Here is a 19376-nt window from a genome sequence, read left to right as displayed (position 1 = left end):
AAAAATGAGTGTAAAACGTAATAATATAAAAGTATTTGTAGCATCTACAGTTTACAATTTTCAAAGTAATTTAGATCGAATTTATAATCTTTTAGATGGTTTTGGTTATGATGTTTTTATGTCTCACAAAGGTACCATACCCTTAGATAGTAGTAAGTCTTGCGCTACTATGTGTACAGATGGTGTAGAAATTTGCGATGTGTTTTTAGGTTTTATAAGACCAGATTACGGCTCTGGTGTTTTAGAAAAAGGAGGAGATTCTATAACACATATGGAGTTTAAAACAGCAGTGAAAAGAAACATACCAAGATTTGTATTATGCGACTATAGAGTAACATTTACTAGAAATTTATTTAAGGATAGTTATGTTATAGAAAACTATACGCAAAAGAAAATTAATTTTGAAAATATAGCATTTCAAAATAAGGTGATGGATACAAGATGCATTACAATGTATAACGAAGCTGTAAAGGATAAAGATCGACCTGCATCTAGAAGAACTGGTAATTGGGTACAAGAATATTATGATTATGATGCTGTAAAAATGCATATAGAAAGTCAGTTTAAATATCCAGAGCGTATTCAAAAATTAATAGATAATTCAAAAGCTTAATTAATTATGGAAAATCTATCATTTATTCAAGAATTAGTAAAAAGTAAAAAAGAACTAAACGTTACTTTTTTAGAAACTATAAACCAAGAACAAATATTAAAGACTATTTGTGGGTACTTAAACACCGAAGGAGGTTGGCTTGTTATTGGTCATTCAGGTAAACAACCAGTAGCAATAAATAATTTAGACAATAATATAGTTGAAAAACTTAAAGCAGAGGTTAATACTAAAATTAATCCACAGCCTTTAGTGTATATAGCAATCGATGACGATGGAGCTGGTAATCAGTTTATATTAATTAACATATTAAAAGGCTCTAGGCAACCTTATACATTTAGTAATGATTTTTATATTTATGAGGGTAAAGAAGTAAAATTAGCAAATCAAGATGATATTAGTGTGATGCTAAGAACTTCAAATAAATATACTTCTACTTGGGAAAAAATAACAGCTATAGATTGTGTTTTATCAGATTTAAACGAAGATGAAATAGGAAAGACAATTAATGAAGCAAATAAAATGAGTAAAGGGGAAACGTTACCTAATAATATAGAGGCTTTTTTAAATTATTTTCAATTAACAGATTATGGTAATATAAAAAATGGCGCAGTAATTCTTTTTGCAAATACACCAGCTCGCTTTTTACAACAATGTAGAATTAGAATATCTGTTTTACCAGAAGGAAAAACCGGAAATGTAATTAATGATATTGAATTAATAGAAGATAATCTTTTTGTTGCATTTAAAAGAGTACAAGATTATTTTAAACGTAATAACCCATTAATAAGTAAATTTGATAATAATGATTGGGATAGAAGAACAGCTTTAAGGTTTCCTAGTGAAGCATTAGATGAAGCTATAGTAAACGCTATGGTACATAGGGATTATGGAGATGTTTCAGGAGATATTACTATTAATATTTACCCAGATAAAATGGAGGTTATTAATTCCGGAGAAATTCCAGACGATATTGTACAAAGAAAAACAACAATTAAACCCCATCATTCTGTGTTAAGAAATCCTACCATTGCTCACATGTTTTATCTAAGAGGTAAAATGGAAAAACTAGGACGAGGTTTAACCCTAATTAGTAATCAATTTATAAAAGCAGGTTACAGAAAGCCAGAATGGACTACTCAAAGTGGTTATACTACATTAACTTTATACAGTGTAGCTAAAGAAATAAAGCTTAATAAAAGAATGGTTTCTTTTATTAAAAATTATAGTGAACCTATGTTTACTCGTAAGGATTACGAATTGTTTTTTGAAAATGATATTTCAGAGAAAACAGCCAGAAACGATTTATCTACTTTAGATGAAGCAGGTTATATTAGTCAAAAAGGTAAAGGTTCTAATACCTTTTATAGTAGATTAAAAAAACAATTACCGGAAAATACCGGAAGTTAATTTGTTTATAATTAATGCATGAGGTTTTAACTTTGTTTTTTTACCGGAAATTACCGGAGAATAGTTTGTTTGCCTTGATAATTGTAAGAAATAGTACTTTTTATTTACCGGAAATTACCGGAAGCGATTCGTAAAGTGCTAAAAAAAATAAAAAAGAATTACCGGAAATTGCCAGAGTTATTATCGTTTAAAGTAAAAGTAAAGATCAAAAGTTTAAAGCCTGTATTTAGTAAGATTGTATTTAAAGAGTATTTATAAAATAAAAATATGATAGATAATATAAAATACGCAACTATTAGCGACATTTATGTAAAGGACTTGATGTTTTATAACGAGAATGATATACCTAATTTAATAAAGTTTTGCAAGAATAATAATATTACATGCCTACCAGGAAGAGATCGAAAATCTTGCTATAAGTTAATAGGACATGAATTTAAAAGCGCAAAGTTGTCTCCTGATTTGGTTTGTAATCCAACTGATTTACTTTTTGATTCAAAAACATTAGATAAATTTAAAAGTGGAAATCATGATGAGGTTTTATTTGTTATTGAGAAAAAAACAATAAAAGGAGTTGTTCATGTTACTGACTATAATAATTCTTTTATAAATTTTGAAACTTATAAATTAGTTTATCAGTTTGAAAATTTAATACGCAAATATTTAATTAAAAAGAATGAAACAAACGATTCTTTGATTTCATGGATGAAAGAGGAAGGTCAAAATAATTCACATTTCGAAAAGCGATATAAAGAATGTATGCCCGATGATTACTCCAAAAAAGAAATGGAGAAGAATCGTAGATTGAACTTTAATCCTTTTCAAACATTTTTTTTAAATGACTTGCTTTATTTTTTGATTAGTAAAAATTATCTTTCTTCTAAATTTAACGTGAATTCTGTAGAATCAATAAAAATAGTAAGAAATTGGGTTGCTCATAATAAGGATTTGGCTCACTTAAAGTTTGGGGGGCAATTCCCTATTTATCAAATAAAAGAATTAGAACGATTTGTAAAACACATTAATATATTCTTTGAGCGCTATGAAGAACTTGATTTTAGCTTAAAAGAAATGTGTCTTAAATAAAATTGTTAACCATTAAAGAATGAAAATACTACCTACTAGAACAGATTTAAGCAGTTTAAACGATCAGCAAAGAAAAGCCGTATTATCAGAAGAAAAACGAATGTTAGTATTAGCAGGAGCAGGGTCGGGCAAAACAAAAACCTTGCTTAATAAAATTAATTATTTAATTAATGATAAAGATGCCGATTCTAAATATTTTAGAGCAAATGGCAGAACGTCTTAAACTAGTGAGAATAGGGATTAATAAATAGTATAAAAATAATTATGAAAATGCAATACTCTTCATTTGAAAAAGGAGAATTATTTGAAAAATTTGTAGAAGATAAATTATTCAAAGTAACAGATTACGATTTAATACATAGAACAAATAGCATAAGTCAAAACGAAACAAGATATGCTGAAGATACATTAAAACCAGATTTTAAGTTCCGTTGTAAAACAACACAGCAAGAGTTTTATGTAGAAGCAAAATTTCGATCAGGTTTTAATGCTAAAGATATGATTGAGGTTATAAGTTATAATCAAATAGAACGGTTTAAGATAATTCAAAAAGAGGAAAACACACCTGTTTATATTGCTATTGGATATGGTGGTGTGCCAGATAATCCTAATTATGTAAGTTTAATTCCGTTAGACGAGTTGAGTTATTTAGAGCTTTATGATTCATATTTAAGACGTTTTCATATTGATAAGGCATTAGTTAATAGCAGTCAATTAAATTTCTCAATAACACCACAAGAGTCTGAAGAACGCTTGAAAGAAAGTATTAATGAACAGAAAGCTAGAGTAGAAGAGGATTCTGTATCTCGTTTTAAAAACAAGAAATTTATAGTTGGATTTGCTATTGGTTTGCTATTATTGTCTTTTTTTATTTTTAATGTTTTCAAAACGCCTACAGAAGACACTTTAAAACAAAAGACAACTGAGTATTATAGCACTATACAATCTGGTAATATAGATGAATTAGAAAATTACATTAATCCTTATGTAAATAAGTGGTATAGTAAGTCTAATGTAACTTTTTCTGAGATTAAGAAACAAACACAAGCGTATATAAAAAATCATCCTGAAAGTAGAGTGGAAATACAATGGGATACTTTCAAAGTGACACCTTTAAATGATGATTATGCTGTAACGTATAATATGATCTACAAATTACTAAAAGAGGATTATGGTAAAGATAAAATCTTTCATTTAAAAATTAATGCAGTATGGAGTAACGATCTAAAGTTAAAGAGTCTTTATGAGGAGAAAATATAAATAGAACTATTGTTAGTTAATCGTATATAACGGAAAGAATCAGAGTCAATTAGCAGCATTTTTTTTATGCTAAAATTAAAAGATAATAAGTTAATGCTATTCAATAGAGTAACTAAAGAACATATACTGCAAGGAATTAGAGATTTTGAAGAAAAAGGGTATCCGAATGAATTTGGGCCATCTTCAACTTATGATTTGGTTCATGAAGGTAAACATTACGCTCCTAAAGCTATAATGGCTTATGCAAATTATCATGCAGAGGGAAGAACGATTGAGCGTTATTTTAAAGGTGGAAAAAATACGGACTGTTTTAATACCTTCGAAAAACTTAAATTTAATGTTATTAAAAAGCAGCTTAAAGATCCTATATTTCAAATTCAAGTTTCTAACACTGATAAAACTGCAGATGGCGATTTTTTAACAGCAAAATTGCAAATTGTAAAAGGTGGTTATCAATTATTAAAAGGATCTTATATTTATAAAGAACCAAAACCTAGTTTTTTAAAACACTCTTATTATAAAATGAGAGTTAAATATGAAAAAGAGAATTATTTTGAAGATTCAGAGTTTAGTAAATATCTCATTCTTAAAAAAAGTATAACTTTTAATAAACCATCGCCAGCTGCGGTTATTACTCTTAACAGAGCAGCAAACGGAAAACATGAATGGAAATTACAAGATGGTACTACCCTTGAAGAATTTGAGAAAATGATGAATTTAAATGATTATAGAAAACAAAGTAGTAATACAAAACTAGATGGTTTAATTCAAAACTACAAAAGAGCGCTATTAGAGGATAATTGGTTATATGCTGAGTTATACAAATTTGAATGGGCTAGTTGGTTATATAGTAAAGTGGATTTTAACAAACAATCTAATGAAGAAATTCTTGAAATTTGTTTGGCTTCGCAAAATGAAAACTATACCAATTCTAAAGGAGTTCAGTTTATTAAACAAGGAGCTAGAGAAAAACTTAGTAAATATATTGGAATTGAAGATATCCGAATTTTTAGAGATTTTTATAATGGTCTAGAATTAGAATATATACATTATTCTAGTCGTAATATGAGTTTTCCTATTTTGTCTTGCTGGATGTCTGTTTTAGTACCTAATTCTGTTTTTCCTGCAAGTAGAACATCTTTTTTAGGTGTTATTAAAGAGTTATTTTCAATAAAGTTAAAGAGTAGTAATATTGATTTTGTAATTGGAATGCAAAAACCAATGCAGAGAATATGCAATATTTTATTGGAGGATAAGGAGATTGTTGATTTTTTTAGTAAGCAATTACATAAATCAGAGTTGTCACAGTTAGATTTAAATTGGTTAACACAAGATTTTTTACTATTCACAGATAGAAATCCAAATTTGTTAAAATCTATAGCAGAAACTACAGAAGAAAAGAAAGAACAAAATGTTATGGTTAATATAGCTCCAAAAAATCAAATACTATACGGTCCTCCAGGAACAGGTAAAACGTTTTATTTAAAAGATCGGTTATTTGATAGTTATACGTTAAAGAAAGAGGCGGTAACAAAAGAAAAGTATTTTGAAGAAACAGTTTCAAATTTAACGTGGTGGCAGGTAATTGCATTAGCTCTAAATGAAATAGGAAAAGCTAAAGTAAACGATATTTTAGAAAATAGGTGGGTAGCTACCAAAGCAGCATTATCAGAATCAAAAAATGTAAGAGCAACGTTATGGGGTACTTTACAAATGCATACTATTTTAGAGTCTAAAAATGTTGCGTATAAGCAACGTCAAAACCCACTAATTTTTGATAAGGATGATAATAAAACTTGGTGCTTATTAGATGATGAGGTGAAAGAACAAAGCCCCGAAATTTTTGATGTACTGCAAGATGTAAATGATTTTGATATTAGTCCACAAAAAGTAATAAAAAACTATGATTTTGTGACATTTCATCAATCTTTCGCTTATGAGGATTTCATTGAGGGTATAAAACCTATTATTCCAGAGAGCGATAACGAAATAGAAGATGGGCAATCTTTAGGATATACTATTGAAGATGGTGTGTTTAAAAAATTATGTATTAAAGCTAAAAATGATCCTGGTAACCGTTATGCAATTTTTATTGATGAGATAAATAGAGGTAATGTTTCTGCTATTTTTGGAGAGTTAATTACACTTATTGAAAAAGATAAACGAAGTGGAGGTAAAAATGAATTAAGTATAAAGTTACCGTATTCTAAAAAAGAGTTTAGCGTGCCAGCTAACTTAGATATTTATGGTACTATGAATACTGCAGACCGATCTGTAGAAGCATTAGATACTGCTTTAAGGCGACGATTTGAGTTTAAAGAAATGATGCCAGATTATGGAGTTATAGAAAATGAAATGGTTGGAGATTTAAAGCTTTCTGAAGTATTAAAAACCATAAACCAACGTATCGAACTTTTAATCGATAGAGATCACAGTATCGGACATTCTTACTTTGTAGATGTTAATAATGAAGAAGAATTAGCTCAAGCTTTTAATAATAAAATTATGCCATTACTACAAGAGTATTTTTATGGTGATTATGGTAAAATAGGATTGGTTTTAGGAAAGGGCTTTGTTGAAAAATTAAAGAATGATAAAGTAGACTTTGCTAAATTCGATTATGAAAATGCTAACGATTATAAAATACCAAGCTATCAACTTAAGCAAGTTAATGCCTTAACAGTTGAAGATGCTGTATCACTTTTATTAGGTTTAAAAGAAGTAGTTGCTGAATAATTGAAAAAACGAAACAACATATCCGTTTTTGAACATCAACGTCTTTATATCGGTGATCAAGGCTTTAAACAAGTGCATTTAGATGCACTTTTAAAGTTGAATGAATATCACGATGGTAATTATTTTGAACCCATAGCCAAAGGTGTAAAGTTTAATCAATACGTAGGAGTTATTCAAGTTGATGGCTTAACTATTGAGATTAACCCTAAAGCAGATAAAGATGACGATGATAATAAATGGAAAGGTGTTTTGCTTAAAATGTTACAAGCTTGTGGAAAGCTTAAAGCAGAATCTTCTGGAGCAGCACATGTAAAAAAACAACATCTTAACTTGTTAGAGGTTTATTTTGAATTGTATTTGCTAGAAGTAGAAAGTCTAGTTAGAAAAGGACTAATTAAACAATATAGAAAGCAAACACAAAACACAAAAGCTTTAAAAGGAAAGCTAGAGTTTGCTGGACACATTAGTAAAAATATAATTCATAAAGAGCGTTTTTATACTACGCATCAGGTTTACGATAGTAATCACTTTTTACATCAAGTTTTACAAAAGGCATTAACTATTGTCACTCAATTTGCAAATGGGTCTAGATTGCAAGATTTAGCAAATAGAGTACAATTGAACTTTCCAGAAGTAGATAATAAAATTATTACAGCAAAAGAACTTAATGCCATTCATCTAAACAGGAAATCTAATGGATATAATAACGCATTAGAATTAGCACGTCTCATTATTCTTAACTATTCGCCAGATATTTCAAGTGGTAAAGAAAAAATGTTGTCACTTTTGTTTGATATGAATGAGTTATGGGAAACCTATATTTTAAAGCAACTTCAAAAGGAGTGTGTAGGTACAGATATAAAAGTTTCAGGGCAAGAATCTAAATCCTTTTGGGGAAGCAACAGTTTGCGTCCAGATATAGTGTTACGGCAAGGTGAAAAGACAATAATTATAGACACAAAGTGGAAACGACCTAATAGAAGTTCGGCTTCAGTAGGGGATTTGCGTCAAATGTATACCTATTGTCGTTTTTGGGATGCAGAGAAAGCTATGCTTTTATATCCTGGTGATTATGCTGAAAATAAATTCAAATCTTATCTCACAGACGATTATTCAAAGCATGAAAATGATGAAGCATCTGATATAGATCATCAATGTAAAATGGGTTTTGTATCTGTTTTGGGTGAGGAAGGTGAATTAGATAAAGATATTGGGAATAAAATTATAAAACTCTTGGAAGGATGAATCAAATTAAAGAAGACTTAGTAATAAATTCAAAAGAGAATAAAAGAAGTAAATAATGGCATTGTTTTTAAATACCCCTAAATTAAATTATTGGATTCCTAAATTAATCGAGGAAAGTGAAGAAGAGTTGATTTTAATAGTTCCATATATTCAGACATCTGAAAATGTCCTAAAGGCTTTAAATAAAGCAGATTCTAATGGAGTGGAAATAACTTTAGTCTACAGAGAGAATAAGTTATCAGACTATGAGAAAAGCAAGCTCTTAGCTCTAAAAAATATAAACTTATTGCATCATCCCAATGTACATTGTAAGTGTTATTATAATGGAGATTTACTTATTGTCGGTTCTATGAATCTTTATGAATATTCAGAGAAGAATAATAGGGAAATGGGAATGTTAATGCATCGATGTGATATTGACGGTGATGAAAAGGGATTTAAAATTTATAATGATGATAAAGAAGTTTTTGATGATGGTATACAAGAAATTCGCGAGATTATTAATGGTGCAAGTTTAGAGAAGTCTAATGATAAAGCTAGAGAAAGATCTTTTGAAATAGATATTATTAAAACCGAAGAAGATTTGGCAAGAGATCTATGTGATAGATTAAATAAATCTTTTTTGAATAAGAAGTTTAAGCCTTTTGAAATTAATGATAAAGTATGGTTTGCAAAATGTGATAATTATTTTGACAAAGTAGATGTTATTTTTGAATACAAAAGAATAGCAATAAAATTTAAGTTAGATCAAGAAGAACTAATCAAAGTATATAACGCGTGGGTAAATGTATACGATGAGTATGAGTTTGCGGGGTTTAAGTATTATTGGAATGATCCTTATCAAGAATTATTATTGTACAGAGATTTTAATTTTGATTGGAGTGATGATAACATTAAGGACAAAAAATACTATGAAGGTATATCTAGTATTATTGAAAAATATAGAAAGCTTTCTAATAAATAAAAGTAGTAAGCTACCCCAACACTAAAAAAAATAAACAACATCACCAGTATCCATATCAAAATAGGGTAGAGCACCATCATGTCTAGGAGCTAAATTATTGATTTTATAATAACGTGTAAGAATCTGTTTTTTCAGGTTTTCCAAATCACCTTTAGTAGCAGGTTTATTATTCAATGGAGTAAAAGCAGCTTTTATTGTATCGGCTAGCAAACTACCTGCTGCTGCATTTCCTGTACCAGCCAAACTCATTGAATCTACTTTTGTTTTTTCAGGTGCAGTTGGTAAAGTTGTGACTTCAGTTTTAGCTTCGGAATCAGAAACGGTAGGAAGTTTCATTTCTATTTTCTTTCTAGCATGATGAGCTTTCGAACGACAAGAGTTGCTACAATATTTTTGAACACGACGACGTTTGGGGTCAAATTCTTTATAGCAATATTGACAAGTATAAAATTCCATATCTTTAATTTAGCGTCAAACGAACGCACGTTTGACGCTAAATTAATATTTTTTGTAGTTTTTAGACTAATTTTGTAGTCAAAAATTTTAAAAAGTTAGAGATCAACGTTAAAAACCGAGCTTAATAAAAACTTATCAATCTCATCATCATCAATTATTAGCTTTTGTTTTTTGGTAGGTTTAGCCTTTTCGCTAACGGGTAGAGGTTGTATAGGTTCAGGAGGAGTAATTTTTAATTCAGTACTAGCATAGGTTGCCTTTAATTGTTCTAAAAGCGCTATAGTTTCATTCGGTACTTTATTTGGTTGAATTTTAAAATGATTGTTTAATTCTTCACTATGTTTTTGAAATTGCTCCGCTTGGAATTTAAACATATTGATAATACCAACATCTAAGTTCGCGAAAGTTTTATCTATATTAACATACATCCACCGCGTCATAAATGCATGACCTTCTACGTGCTCTTTATATTTATCTAGTAATACTCTAAAATGTTCTTCTTCTAAAGTCTTTTTAGCTTCAAATAATTTAAAAAGATTACTTTCTAGTATATCCGATTTTTCTAAAAGCGCAACTATTGAAAACGCATTAACGTCCGCAATTATTTCTTTTGGATTGAATAGATAGAATAAAGTATTAGCAGCATCTTCAGGTAAAACACCTTCGTAAATACTTCCTTTAAGTTTAGAAAAAAGAATGGTTGGCACATATATAATATAATGCCGAAGTAAATTATCTTTTATCGTTGTAAAAATATCCATATCTATTTATAGTAAATCGGAATAATCATTTGGCAATTCAGCATCAATATCTCTTAAGTATTTTTCAAGAGCCTGCATTGAAGAGTGCCCTGTTATAGACATCAATTCACTTTTTGCAGCATGAGGCGATGTGCTTTGCGCTAAAGCACGGTATAATTTAGTTATAAATGTATGTCTAAAACTATAAAGCCCATGGTTATTATCTAAGTTAAACTTTTCCTTCACTACGGTTTTAAATCGTTTAGAAAAGTAATCGCGTCTATTGTTTTCTGTAGCATCCCAAGCACCACCAAGTTTTATTGGTGTGAATAAAAAGTTTTCAGGATTCAGTTTAGATAAATCTGGAAGTTCTTTTAAAATTATCTTAGGAATAATTTTCGTTTTTAAAGGGCTGTTTTTAGCTTTAAACTTAATGGTGTTATTCTTTAAGTCAAAATCTTTTATTTTCAATCTACACACTTCTATTGGTCTTAGTAGATTGTAAGAAATGAATTTAATGTACAGAAGTAATATGGGGTCTTCTTTTTCTAGGTATTTAAATATGTCTTCTTGTTCATTAGCACTATAAGTTTGATTCCTTTTCGGAGTACTTTTAAGAACAGATATTTTTCGCATTGGATTAGAAGCAATAATCTCATTGTCCTCCAAAGTTTGCATCAAGCTACTTAAATTAAGACGATAATTGTTTCTATTTCTAGCACTAGATTTCAATAACACAGAGTTTAAAAACTCTAGAGCTACTTTTTTAGTGAATTGATCTATGGTTTTAATTTTCGGTTTATTCTCTTTTACCCATTTCACAACAGCATTGGTAGAATATTGGTAATCCTTTAGAGACCTTTCATTAATTACTTTAGCCTTGAGTTCCAAACTAAAATCAAAAGCCTCGCGAATCGTCATTTTATCCTCTTCTTTTTCTTGTTTTGGAGGTTGTGAAGCTTCAATTTTTACTTCTGCAGGGATAGATTGTTCAACAGGAACAGTTTTAGCTTGTTCTACAGGAGCAGGAACTTCACTTTTTTTAGCAAGTTTATTTTTATGAAATTCTGTATTATCAAGAAATGGATTGTAGCCTTCTTTAAGTAATTTTAAAAGTCTTCTACGGTATCGAGATAAAAGTGCAAGCCTATCTTCTTTATTTTTGTGAGAGTTGGCAGAACCATAAATATTTTTCATTCGCTTGAGCTTCCCTGTTTTAGGATCTCGAAAAGAAAAATAGACGTACCAACGTTTTGATAAATCTCCGTTAGCGGTGTGGATTTTTGGAGTTGAAAAAATCTTTTTGTGTGCCAAATCGTATTCTAAATCGTGTTCATTTTCGTGTTCAAATGTAATGAATTCGTTTATATTAAGCATAAAAAAACGGTTTAGAGTGAACTAAACCGTTTGTTTTGAATCGATTAAATGATGTAGCGAGAATGGGGCACGATCCCATGACCTCCGAGTTATGAATTTAGAGCGTACTATGTCAAATCAATATGAATACCTTTAAAATTCACTAAAAGTGAAGCTTTAGATTTTGTTTGAATCGAAATGAAATCAATTAATATCAAAGAATGTTTTAGCTATGTTTTAGCAGTGTATAAATACACAGAGTTTTATCTTTATTAAAAATCAATACTTATGGCATCAGTAACACCTTTTTTAGTTAAACGACCAAATTCAAAAAATCTACATCCTATATCGATTAGAATTATAAAGGATAGGAAGCCATCATATATTTATATTGGACAATCTATAAAGTTGAAGCAGTGGGATACCAAAAATCGAAGGGTAAGAAAATCACATCCAGATCATTTAGAAATCAATCAGCTGATACTATCAAAACTATCTTTAGCCAACAAAAGTTTGATTAATGCAGAGATTGAAGCGCAGGATTTATCTTCAAAAAAGATAAAAAATCAGATTGTATCGAAATATGATAACGATTTTTTTAAAGTAGCCGAGAGTTACTTGGTAAACATAAGAAACCGAAAGCAGTTTCATCAATTGGATATTGAAATTGGTCGTATAGCAGTGTTTAGAGAATTTATAAAAAACGATCACCTTCATTTTAAAGACTTGAATGTTGAACTCCTAAAACAATTTGAACATTTTCTGTTAAGTAAAAGAAATTTGGTTGCACGTACTGTGGCTAATTATATGATTACGCTTCGAACTATTTATAATTTAGCTATTAGTCAAAACATCACCAAAAAAGAGTTATACCCTTTTGGAAAAGGGAAATTTCAAATTAAGTTTCCAGAAACAAAAAAGGTAGGATTAAATAGAGAAGAAATAAAAACTTTAGAGAATTTAACAGGTTTAACCCAAGCTCAAGAGTACGCTTTATATGCATGGTTAATTAGTTTTTATTTTGCAGGAATTCGGATAAGTGATGTATTACAATTAAAGTGGGCAGATTTTTATGACGAGCGATTACATTACCGTATGGCTAAGAACAACAAATTAGTGTCTTTGAAGATCCCTGATAAAGTTTCTAAAATTCTCAGTAAATTAGAAAGAGAAGAACATTCTGTTTATCTGTTTAAGGAGTTAGAAGGGATTAATTTAAATGATAAGAAACGCGTAAGAACGAGAATAAAAACAGCTACAAGAAACTTCAATAGGAGGTTAGAGCTTGTTGCCGAGCAAGCAGGAATAGATAAAAAAATGTCCATGCACATTGCTCGCCATAGTTTTGGTAATATTTCGGGAGATAAAATACCCATTCAAATGTTACAAAAACTATATCGACATTCTTCGGTTACTACAACTATGCTTTATCAAGCTAATTTTTTGCGTAAAGATGCCGATGAGGCACTTGATATGGTTATTGATTTTTGAGTTTTATTAAGAGATTGTTTAATTGGTTCAAGAGGAACTAACCAAAATCTAATTTTAATATTAGTCTCAGAAGGTAATAACGGCTATAGTTTTATTTGGCACCTAATTACATACCGTTTTGTAAGTCTTTATTCAACTTATTGATTTTTAACTTTGATTAACTGAGTATGGATAAGATAGAAGTAAGTCAATTTGTTTTTTTTAGTCCTTTTCTAAATTTATTTTCATTAAAAACTAAACAGTATTTTTTTTGCTAACCACGAAACTCAAAAAAAATAGCCTGCTATAACCAATAGGGTTTTAAAATACAGAAACCATCATTTATAATAAGTTTTTATTCTAATGTTATTATGATAAATAATATATTTTAATTAGTCCTGCTTAAAAGTTATAGACATGGTAACTAAGTTAAAATTTTTCTTTTTTACACTTAAATTGCTTCTAAAGTAGAAACAAGTTTATGTATAACAAAATAGCTATAGTTATAAAAAAATGAGAAGAAATTAAGTTAAAACAAAAATGTTAGTGTATTTATTTCAGTATTTCAATCATACAAAAAATAGTTTAAAACAAGTTTATTTTCTTACATTTAGTGGGGAAAAAACACTTTGTTGAGGGTAATTGGTACTTTTCGATACCAAATTCGGTATAATTTAACTCTCTACTAAAAGTAAATTGCAGTCAGAATTTTTTTAATCTTTAAATTTTTAGAAATCATGGAAACTGTAATGGATGCAATTAATTTTATAGATATTAATAAAAGCTCAAGAGTACCAATGTACCAACAGATCGTTGATTCTATAATCAATAATATATCAAACGGTAATATAGTATTGAATGAAAAATTACCATCAATAAATACAATAAGTGAGGATTTCTACCTTTCTCGGGATACAGTTGAAAAAGCATATAGTATATTAAAAGAGCGTAATATAATTGTTTCAATACCTCGAAGAGGTTATTACGTTTCAAAAATAGAGACTACGCATAAATTAAAAATTTTATTTTTAGTAAATAAACTAAGTTCTTATAAAATGAGAATTTATAATTCTTTTTTGGATAGAATTGGAGTCAATTCGAAAATTGATTTAGTGATTTATCATTGTGATGAATTTGTCTTCTTGAATACTTTAAAGAATAATAAATCGGGTTATGATTATTATGTTATTATGCCGCATTTTAAAACCGATAAACTTCAGCATGCTAGTTATACAGAAGAGGCGCTTAGGGCTATAAATAGTATTCCAAAAAATAAATTAATCATATTGGATAATTTGATGCTGCCAATAGAAAAGGATGTAGCTGCAGTATATCAGGAGTTTGATAAAGATATATATGACGCTTTAAAAATTGGGATATCTAAAATATCTAAGTATAAAAAAATGATTTTATTTTATCCCGAAAAATCTGTTTATCCTTTTCCAAGGAGGATTCTTCATGGTTTTAGGAAGTTTTGTTTGGAAAATGAAATTGATTTTGAAATACTTAGTGAGGTCTGTGATGATATGGTATTTATTAAGGGAGACCTGTTTATTACTATTGAGGAGACTGATTTAGTAAATTTAGTGAACCAAATACGAGAAAAAGAATTTATAATGGGAGAAGAAATAGGTGTGATATCCTATAATGATACTCCGCTTAAACAACTATTAGGCATAGCAGTGGTGTCTACAGATTTTAAAATAATGGGGTTAATGGCTGCTGAAATGATTTTAAATAATGATAAAAGCAAAGTAAAAGTGCCTTTTCATTTTATAGATAGAGCCTCTGTTTAAAAAATACTTAATTAAAATTTTAAGTTATACAAATCTTATTTAATACCAATAGATATTAATACTTTAGTCTCACAAGTAAAAAAGTTTAATTAACTTTACTCTGGCTTTAAAATGTCATTAATTAAACCGTACTTTTTATATATGCGTGGGCATTTCATGTTTTTCTTTATTTTTAGTTATATAGCTTTAGGTTTTTCACAAAACGACACCTATAAATTCAAGCATTTGGTGGCAACCGATGGTTTATCTCAAAATACAATTATAGATATTAATCAAGATGATTTAGGGCAAATTTGGATAGGTACTCGAGATGGTTTAAACAAATTTGATGGTAGTGAGTTTACGGTTTATCGGCATGATAAAAATGATCCTAGATCAATAAGTAATAACGATATTATTTGCATTGAAAATGGTAGAGATAGTACAATATGGATCGGTACTTTTTCGGGATTAAATAAATATGACACTAGGACGGATGTATTTAAAACTTATCTCAATGATGATCAGAAAACATCCCTTGGAAACAATATTGTTTGGACTATTAAAAAGTTATTAAACCAAGAAATATGGGTAGGTACACCGTCAGGGCTATCTATATATAATGAGTTTAAAGATTCCTTTAAGAATTATACTTCAGTGGGGCAGGTACTTTCTATTTTCGAAAATAAAGCAGGAGAAACCTACATAGGAACAGACAATGGAGTATTAAAAGTTATAGCAGAAAGTAATAATGAATACAGTTTTATTAGAATAAAAGGAACAGAAGGAGTGGTTGTTCAGGATATTGAAGAGAGTCAATATGGGAACTTGCTTTTAGGGACACGTAATCAAAATGTATTGGAGTATAATTTAGATAGTGGTAAAATTACTACTTATTTAGACCAATTGAGCTTAAAGGGGCAGGATAAGAACGTTAGAAAACTGCTATTTGATGATTTGGGAAATTTATGGGCTGGCACTTATGATGGTGTACAGATTATAGATAAGAATAAAAAATTATTAACGCTTTATAGTGATATTAATGATAATGAATCTATTAGTGGGAACTTTATAAAAAGTTTGTTTAAAGATAAAAAAGGCTCGATTTGGGTTGGAACCTATCATGGAGGTATTAATATATGGGATGATTCCAATATAAATTTTATTAATATCACTCAAAAACCTGCAGATAAAGGTTTAAGTTTTAAGGCGGTAAGCTCTATTGTTAATCATAACGACAAGGTTTATTTTGGAACAGAAGGGGGCGGGGTGTCTATTTTAGATACTAAAAATCAGTTCTTTGAATATATTACAACCAATAATTGTAGTGCATTAAAAAGTGATAATATTAAATCGTTGTTCTTGTCAGAAAACAATAATTTATGGATAGGGACATTTGAAAAAGGCTTTTTATTGTACAATATTAATGATCGAGAAGTCAAGAATGATATTTTGCCTAAAAAGTTATTAGAATCTATTCAAAATGTAGGTGTAAGTAATATATGTCAAGATCTTGATAAAAATATTTTAATAGGTACTTTGGGAAAAGGCTTGATAAAGTATAATCCTATTAAAAAAAACTATGAGCTAATTAATAAAGGCTTAACAAGTAATAATATTAAATGTCTATATGTAGATTCTAAAAATAATATTTGGATAAGTGGTTTTAAAGGAGGTAATATTATTAAACCAAATGGAGAAATAAAACACTTTTTTTATGATGAAAGCACTAATTTGGGACTTAGTACTACGGTCGTTTTTGAAGACTATAAAGGGACTATGTGGGTAGGGACAGAGTTTGACGGACTTTTTAAACTTGTGGGTAATAAGTTTACTCCGGTAAATCTAAAAATTAGTGATATTTCAATTATAGGAATTAGAAGTATTGAAGAAGATAAAAAAGGAAAGCTGTGGCTTAGTACCACCAATCAAGGTATAGTTTGCTTTAACACTGTTAATAATAGTATAGCTAAATATTATACTCAAAAAGACGGAGTTATTAGCAATCAGTTTAATAATAAGGCTAGTTTACATATCGGAGATTCAGGTTTTATGTTTGGAGGACCATCTGGTGTGTCTTATTTTAATTCCAACAATTTAATTAGAAATAAATATGTACCGCAAGTATTAATAACCCATTTTAAATTAAAAAATAAATCTATAAATGTAAATAGTAAAGAAGGATTACTTACTGAAACTATAACATTTACAGATGACCTAAAACTTGCCTACGACCAAGGGAATTTTAGTATCTCCTTTTCTATACCCAGCTTTATAAATTCAAGTAAGAATAGTTACTTATACCGTTTAAAAGGACTTGAGGATGAATGGACAGAAACCACAGAAAACACAGCGTCCTATACCATTCAAAACCCTGGAAATTATACTTTTGAAATAAAAGGGGTTAATAATGATGGCTTTTCAAATAAAGTTCCTACGAGGTTAAATATTCATGTAAATCCTGCACCTTGGAGATCTTGGTGGGCTTTTTTATTTTATGGAGTATTTATATTTTATGTTTTGTATTATTTAATGAACATATTAAAGTCAAAAACAAAATTAAAGCATCAATTAGCTTTAGAAAAAATAGAAGCAGAACAAATTAAAACAGTTAATAAGCATAAATTAGAATTTTTTACTAATATATCTCATGAGCTAAGAACACCACTTACCTTAATCCTTGGCCCCCTAAATGAAATACTTGATAATTATAGGGGGAGCAGCACAATGTATAAAAAATTGAAAGTTATAGAGAGTAGTGCTAATCACTTACTACAACTCATAAACCGCTTGATGGATTTCAGAAAGCTCGAAAATAATTTAATGAAACTGGAAGCGGCGGAAGGAAATATAGTGAAGTTTTTAAAAGAAATATATTTGTCTTTTTCAGAATATGCTAAAAATGGAAATTACGATTATACTTTAGAAACTACTTCCGATAATATTCAGGTCTATTATGATCGCTATAAGCTAGAGCGTGTGTTTTATAACTTAATTTCAAACGCATTTAGATATACACCAAAGGGAGGGAAAATTACATTAAAAGTTATTCAATATCCTGATGAAATTTGTATTAAGGTAGAGGATTCGGGTGTGGGGATTGCTGAAGAATATAGAGATAAAATTTTTGAACGTTTTTTTGAATTGTCTATAAATAATAAACCGGATAATGACTATAATAAAGGAACAGGTATAGGTTTATCAATAGTAAAGAATATAGTAGACTTGCACAAAGGTAAAATTAGTGTTTCTGGTAACAAAGATGGTAAGGGAACCGTTTTTTCATTCAAACTACCATTAGGAAAAGAATATTTGGATGAAACTGAAATTATTCAAGATTTTAAATTCTCTGATGATTTGGAGCAATATGTTAATCAATTAGAAGGTCAGGAAGTAGTGCTTGAAAAAGATGTTTTTGAGCTTCAACATATTCAGGAAAAAAGTACAATACTTATTGTAGAAGATAATAAGCAACTTAGAAAATTTATTGTAGATATTCTTATTTCAGAATATAATGTTTTAGAAGCGGAAAATGGAAAAGTAGCCTATAAGCTAGCTATAGGTGAGCCAGTAGATCTTGTAGTAAGTGATGTAGTAATGCCAGAAATGACGGGTACTGAGTTATGTTCTCTAATTAAGGAAGATATTAGAACAAGTCATATTCCTGTAATTTTGTTAACATCAAGGTCTTCGTTGATTTTTAAAATGGATGGGTTGGAAAGTGGAGCAGACGATTATTTAAGCAAACCTTTTAATGTGAAAGAGTTGAAGCTAAGAATTAAAAATATTTTGAGTACAATCTCCCGTTTAAAGGAAAAAATAAATTCTAATGAAATACTGCAACCCGATGACGTTGTATTGTCTTCATTAGATGAAAAACTGTATAATAAAGCATTATCCATAGTGGAATTAAATATTAGTAATGAGCAATTTGATATCTCATTTTTTTGTGAAGAACTAGGGGTGAGCAGAACGGTCTTGTTTAAAAAAATTAAGGCATGGACAGGATTTTCACCTAAAGATTTTATTCAGCATATACGTTTAAAAAGAGGAGCACAGTATTTGGAGCAAGGAGAGTTAAATATCTCTCAAATTAGCTATAATTTAGGATTTAAAAACCCTAAATACTTCAGTAAATGTTTTAGAAAAAAATTTGGTAAAACACCAACAGAGTATATAAAAACCTTTGGAGATTATTAAAATGAAATTATTTCCGGAAACAAGTTAAGATTACCTCGCAATATATTGTAAAAGAATTAGTTTACTCT

The 19376-nt window shown here is 29.2% G+C and carries 14 protein-coding genes; 11 read left to right on the top strand and 3 right to left on the bottom strand.

Annotated elements, in window-relative coordinates:
• Positions 1 to 4: 4 nt before the first annotated feature.
• The 8 genes from DFQ06_RS05165 to DFQ06_RS05130 all read left to right on the top strand — a co-directional run bounded on the left by DFQ06_RS05165 (position 5) and on the right by DFQ06_RS05130 (position 9311).
• The gene (locus tag DFQ06_RS05165; protein ID WP_133966442.1) at positions 5 to 613 is read left to right on the top strand and encodes a DUF4062 domain-containing protein; all 609 of its coding nucleotides are present in this window, start codon (positions 5 to 7) and stop codon (positions 611 to 613) included.
• Positions 614 to 619: 6 nt separating this feature from the next.
• Positions 620 to 2020, top strand: a complete 1401-nt coding sequence (locus tag DFQ06_RS05160; RefSeq protein ID WP_133966440.1) for an ATP-binding protein — start codon at positions 620 to 622, stop codon at positions 2018 to 2020.
• Between the two features lie 267 nt (positions 2021 to 2287).
• Positions 2288 to 3106: a hypothetical protein gene (locus tag DFQ06_RS05155; protein WP_133966438.1), complete on the top strand. Its 819-nt coding sequence runs from the start codon at positions 2288 to 2290 to the stop codon at positions 3104 to 3106.
• A 19-nt stretch (positions 3107 to 3125) separates the two neighbouring features.
• Positions 3126 to 3329, top strand: coding sequence for a UvrD-helicase domain-containing protein (locus DFQ06_RS05150; RefSeq protein ID WP_133966436.1), 204 nt, complete (start codon positions 3126 to 3128; stop codon positions 3327 to 3329).
• Between the two features lie 47 nt (positions 3330 to 3376).
• Positions 3377 to 4366, top strand: a complete 990-nt coding sequence (locus DFQ06_RS05145) for a hypothetical protein (protein WP_133966434.1) — start codon at positions 3377 to 3379, stop codon at positions 4364 to 4366.
• Positions 4367 to 4432: 66 nt separating this feature from the next.
• Positions 4433 to 7102, top strand: a complete 2670-nt coding sequence (locus tag DFQ06_RS05140; protein ID WP_133966432.1) for an AAA family ATPase — start codon at positions 4433 to 4435, stop codon at positions 7100 to 7102.
• Entirely contained in the window at positions 7103 to 8347 is a 1245-nt protein-coding gene (locus DFQ06_RS05135) for an McrC family protein (RefSeq protein WP_133966430.1), read from the top strand.
• Positions 8348 to 8402: 55 nt separating this feature from the next.
• Complete coding sequence (locus DFQ06_RS05130; RefSeq protein WP_133966428.1) at positions 8403 to 9311, top strand: phospholipase D-like domain-containing protein; 909 nt, start codon at positions 8403 to 8405, stop codon at positions 9309 to 9311.
• Between the two features lie 21 nt (positions 9312 to 9332).
• Here DFQ06_RS05130 and DFQ06_RS05125 read toward each other — a convergent pair whose 3' ends face one another.
• The 3 genes from DFQ06_RS05125 to DFQ06_RS05115 form a co-directional block, all read right to left on the bottom strand.
• Positions 9333 to 9767 carry a hypothetical protein gene (locus DFQ06_RS05125; RefSeq protein ID WP_133966426.1) on the bottom strand — a complete coding sequence of 145 codons (435 nt, stop codon included), beginning with the start codon at positions 9765 to 9767 and terminating at the stop codon, positions 9333 to 9335.
• Between the two features lie 95 nt (positions 9768 to 9862).
• Complete coding sequence (locus DFQ06_RS05120; protein WP_133966424.1) at positions 9863 to 10528, bottom strand: hypothetical protein; 666 nt, start codon at positions 10526 to 10528, stop codon at positions 9863 to 9865.
• A gap of 6 nt (positions 10529 to 10534) precedes the next feature.
• Positions 10535 to 11884: a tyrosine-type recombinase/integrase gene (locus DFQ06_RS05115; protein ID WP_133966422.1), complete on the bottom strand. Its 1350-nt coding sequence runs from the start codon at positions 11882 to 11884 to the stop codon at positions 10535 to 10537.
• Positions 11885 to 12151: 267 nt separating this feature from the next.
• On the opposite strand from DFQ06_RS05115, the gene DFQ06_RS05110 reads away from it, so the two are divergent.
• The 3 genes from DFQ06_RS05110 to DFQ06_RS05100 all read left to right on the top strand — a co-directional run bounded on the left by DFQ06_RS05110 (position 12152) and on the right by DFQ06_RS05100 (position 19308).
• On the top strand, positions 12152 to 13354 hold the full coding sequence (locus tag DFQ06_RS05110) for a site-specific integrase (RefSeq protein WP_133966420.1): 1203 nt from the start codon (positions 12152 to 12154) through the stop codon (positions 13352 to 13354).
• Positions 13355 to 14070: 716 nt separating this feature from the next.
• Positions 14071 to 15129 (top strand): GntR family transcriptional regulator, encoded by a 1059-nt coding sequence (locus DFQ06_RS05105; RefSeq protein WP_235833488.1) that lies wholly within the window; start codon positions 14071 to 14073, stop codon positions 15127 to 15129.
• Positions 15130 to 15240: 111 nt separating this feature from the next.
• Positions 15241 to 19308 (top strand): two-component regulator propeller domain-containing protein, encoded by a 4068-nt coding sequence (locus DFQ06_RS05100; protein ID WP_235833487.1) that lies wholly within the window; start codon positions 15241 to 15243, stop codon positions 19306 to 19308.
• The last annotated feature ends 68 nt before the right edge of the window (positions 19309 to 19376 follow it).

The organism is Algibacter lectus, assembly GCF_004368925.1.
Classification (GTDB): Bacteria; Bacteroidota; Bacteroidia; order Flavobacteriales; family Flavobacteriaceae; genus Algibacter; species Algibacter lectus.
The sequence above is the reverse complement of the archived record's forward strand: the minus strand, read 5'-3'. Positions and strand labels throughout refer to the sequence as shown.